The sequence below is a fragment of the Magnetospirillum sp. LM-5 genome, assembly GCF_902729445.1.
Classification (GTDB): Bacteria; Pseudomonadota; Alphaproteobacteria; order Rhodospirillales; family Magnetospirillaceae; genus Magnetospirillum.
In genome coordinates, this window is sequence record NZ_CACVCE010000064.1 from 1 (window position 1) to 3,230 (window position 3,230).

Consider the following 3,230-nt stretch of genomic DNA (forward strand, 5'->3'; position numbering starts at 1 on the left):
TCGCCGGAGGGCGGGATTTTTCGAGGTGCCCTTAAATTCCGCCGGATTCTGTCCAAACAAACCGAGCCGGCTCTCACCATGAAGGCATCTGCCCTTGAGATGACCAATGTTTATGACAATATATGTCGAGCGGCTTGGGTCGGCTCATGGGGAAAGCTTTGGATAATCTCGCCAAGTTCGATTCCAACAACGTCTGCATACTCGTCATTGATGATGACGTAACCACCCGGACGCTACTTAAAAAGCTTCTAGCCGCAATCGGGGCGGCAAGAATTTGGGAGGCAGCAGATGGGATTGAGGGGCTGCAAATTTCCTTTGGAGATCTCACCCCTGATTTAATCTTGTGTGACTTGGGTATGGAGCCTATTGACGGTTTGGCGGTGATTGGGGCAATCAGAGCGACTGGAAAGACGCATCTCTCCAAAGTCCCCTTGGTTGTTTTCACTGGATCTCACGAAAAAGCAATTTTAGATGGAGCATTAAAAGCTGGTGCCACCGGGGTCATTCCCAAACCTCATACTCCAAGAGATTTGGCAAAATACCTTTGTGGGCTTGTGAGTAGGACAAAGCCATCATCGGATGGCCTGAAGGAGTTCCATGACGCGGCTAAACAGGATTCCGATGAACCTAAGCCGTAATAGGGCCACTTGTGAATGATCCTGGGTTTATTCGTCATATCGTCTATCGCTGTGACGGTGGCATTCTACGTCAAAGGACCGCTTCCTTGGTCTTGTGGGAAAACGAAGCGGTGCGCCATGTACAAGCGGCCCATTTGCCCCGTTGCCAACGGGAAGTGGAGGGTTCGGAAGTCCAATGACTGCCCGTACTTCACGCAACAGCTGGTTATGGTTCCGGCAGATAAGCCTTGATCATGAGAGCCCGCTCCCCAGTTGGGCATCCATCCTCAATTTTGATGCCGTGAAAAGAGATGCCGCACCGCTTGTGAGTGTTGCCGTCAGCTTGGACCGGCGAACTTCATGCCTTCTCTCTTTCCCAGAAAATTGGCATCATCGCGGCCATGTCGCAAAGTCAGCTCCACCTATTCGAACAGCGATTCCCATCGGCGAAGCCTTCATCGCGGGCCGATGGCCGCGCGCCTGCTGATCTCTGCTCGTTGCCGGATCAAGAATTGGTGGCCGGAATTGCCACCGCAGGGATCGCGGAAATCTTCGCCCTGATGGCCGAATGTGGGCGGCGTAAGTTGACGGCGGCTGTGCCAGCCCTTGAGGGTATCTGCAAGAGGTTCTCCGGCTTTGGCCTCAATACCTTGATCCGCGAGCAAGCCGTGGCACTTGAAGCCTTGATTGAAATCGGCGGCCCAGAGGCCGCGACTGCGGTGGAGCGGATCATTGCACGAGATATGGTCCAGGGGCCTGGGTTGGTGCTGGCTGTTGCCGCCGCAGCTCGAACCGGGGTTACCCTGCCTCCCAAGGTGACGATGCGTTTGCTGCGTCATGACGAACCTGATGTCCGTGCCGATGCCTGTCGCAGCGCACGATTGGATCCTGATGTTGTCGCTATCTTGTTGGACCTTCTAGATGATCTGCACCTCAGCGTTCGCATTGCCGCGGCCTGCGCCCTTGGCCGATTTGGGAAGGTTGATGCTCTGGAGGCGCTGAGCGAAGCGTTGGAAGCGGCGCCCAGCATCGAAGTGATTGATGCTTTGGCCGACATTGCCGACGACGATGCCGTCGTGCTGCTTGGTCGGGTGGCGCAAGATCGGCCCGACCTGACCGAAGCAGTGGTATCGGCTCTTGATGAGTGTGGATCAGCGTTGGCCGCAAAAGTGGCCGATCGGGTTCGGAGATTGCCGAGATCTACAACCGCCATGATTGGCCCGCACGATATCGTCGTCGAGATCGATGAAATCCCCTACATCGGCAGATGCGAGTTGAAAGGAAAGACGGTGGTGGTCACCTCCGAGTTCGGTTCCAAGGCGCAGGCGGTTGGCGAATTTCCTCCTGACGTCGTGGCCAAGCGTCTGCTGGCTGCACTTGTTCGCGAAGCCGAGGGCCATGTCTGACCTCCGGCCCCGTCCCTCCCGTGTTCTTCAGCGGCGCGCCCGCCGTGCGCGGCTGATCCTGATGGCGATCCTCGTCATTGGGCTCGGCGTGGCCTACTATGTTAGAGTATCCGTGCTCAGTTAATGTCGTCGTCGATACTCGGCTCCCTTCAATCGAGACCAGCAGTGCTGGGGATAGGTCGCACCTTTTCGTAGCACGAAAGGGGAGTGCGACAGACAGTGGAAAGATCCCCCATGTGCGCAGAATACATTCCGCCCATACACTCAAGCAGCCGACGAGGCTGGGAGGATCTCCGCACACTCGAGCGTGACTATTTTCTGCTGGCGGCATTCGGCGGCCCGTCCGAATGGCAGCCCGTCATGGAAAACCTTGGTCTTGACCGGGTAGAGGCTGCTCGCATCGCCAATGCCATGTCTCCCCTAGCCCAACCACCGAAGTCAATTGAGGAGCGCAGTCAGCGAGAGCAGGACGCGTTGACATTCCTGGCCAATCGCCCTTTGGGCTCTGCATTGAAGGAAGCCATTGGGCGACGTGACGGAAGTCTGGATATGCCCAACGAAGAGCCTGCGCCGCAGTTCCGGGCGAAAGATGGAGCGCCATCTGAGGTTCGAACAGGTGTTTTCTATCATCCCACCAATGAGATGCGGCCTCGATACGGGCATGAAGGCCAGAGACTGCGCGGCGGCGTCACGGCGACCTTGGAAACGGTGCTTAAAGCCGCACGAAATGCCAGCCACCACATGTTACGCGCCCTTTCCGGAGTTTCGAAAAGGCATCTCCTGCCTCGCATCAAAGCGATTGGCGGCGCCATTCAGAAGGGTGCTGGGGAGACATTCAGCGCCGCAGCAACCCGCCTGAGAATAACGAGATCGATCCCGCTCAAGAGTCTGGCTGCCGAGAACAGCGATGGCATTACGCCCATTTCAGATCAAGATCTACGGGAAGCTTCGGTCGAACGCTGGCGCCAAATGGGAGAAACCATTAAGGCCATGACCGTTGCTTCTGCTCTGCGCGGCTACCCACCCGCTCTCGAATTCATCCGGATCATCGCACCGGACATAGGGCCTTTCGATGATTCGAAGATACGGGTTTCTCCGAGACGCTATCGCCATATCCAAGGCGCCCTTAAGCGCGGCGATTCTCTATTCTACAGGGCCTATCGATGGGCTTTTCCGCCCGAAGGCTAGTGATTGTGCGCGCCGGAGC

At 56.8% G+C, this 3,230-nt stretch carries 3 protein-coding genes; all 3 read left to right on the forward strand.

Annotated elements, in window-relative coordinates; all coding sequences use genetic code 11:
* Window positions 1–146: 146 nt before the first annotated feature.
* The 3 genes from MTBLM5_RS16375 (at window position 147) to MTBLM5_RS16385 (ending at window position 3,211) form a co-directional block, all read left to right on the forward strand.
* Window positions 147–638, forward strand: coding sequence for a response regulator (locus tag MTBLM5_RS16375; RefSeq protein ID WP_173977130.1), 492 nt, complete (start codon window positions 147–149; stop codon window positions 636–638).
* A gap of 308 nt (window positions 639–946) precedes the next feature.
* Window positions 947–2,023: a HEAT repeat domain-containing protein gene (locus MTBLM5_RS16380; RefSeq protein WP_173977131.1), complete on the forward strand. Its 1,077-nt coding sequence runs from the start codon at window positions 947–949 to the stop codon at window positions 2,021–2,023.
* A 234-nt stretch (window positions 2,024–2,257) separates the two neighbouring features.
* The gene (locus MTBLM5_RS16385; protein ID WP_173977132.1) at window positions 2,258–3,211 is read left to right on the forward strand and encodes a hypothetical protein; all 954 of its coding nucleotides are present in this window, start codon (window positions 2,258–2,260) and stop codon (window positions 3,209–3,211) included.
* Window positions 3,212–3,230: the final 19 nt, after the last annotated feature.

Coding starts and splice junctions, on each gene's coding strand:
- MTBLM5_RS16375 (WP_173977130.1), top strand. CDS start 147: ATGGGGAAAGCTTTGGATAATCTCGCCAAGTTCGATTCCAACAACGTC.
- MTBLM5_RS16385 (WP_173977132.1), top strand. CDS start 2,258: ATGTGCGCAGAATACATTCCGCCCATACACTCAAGCAGCCGACGAGGC.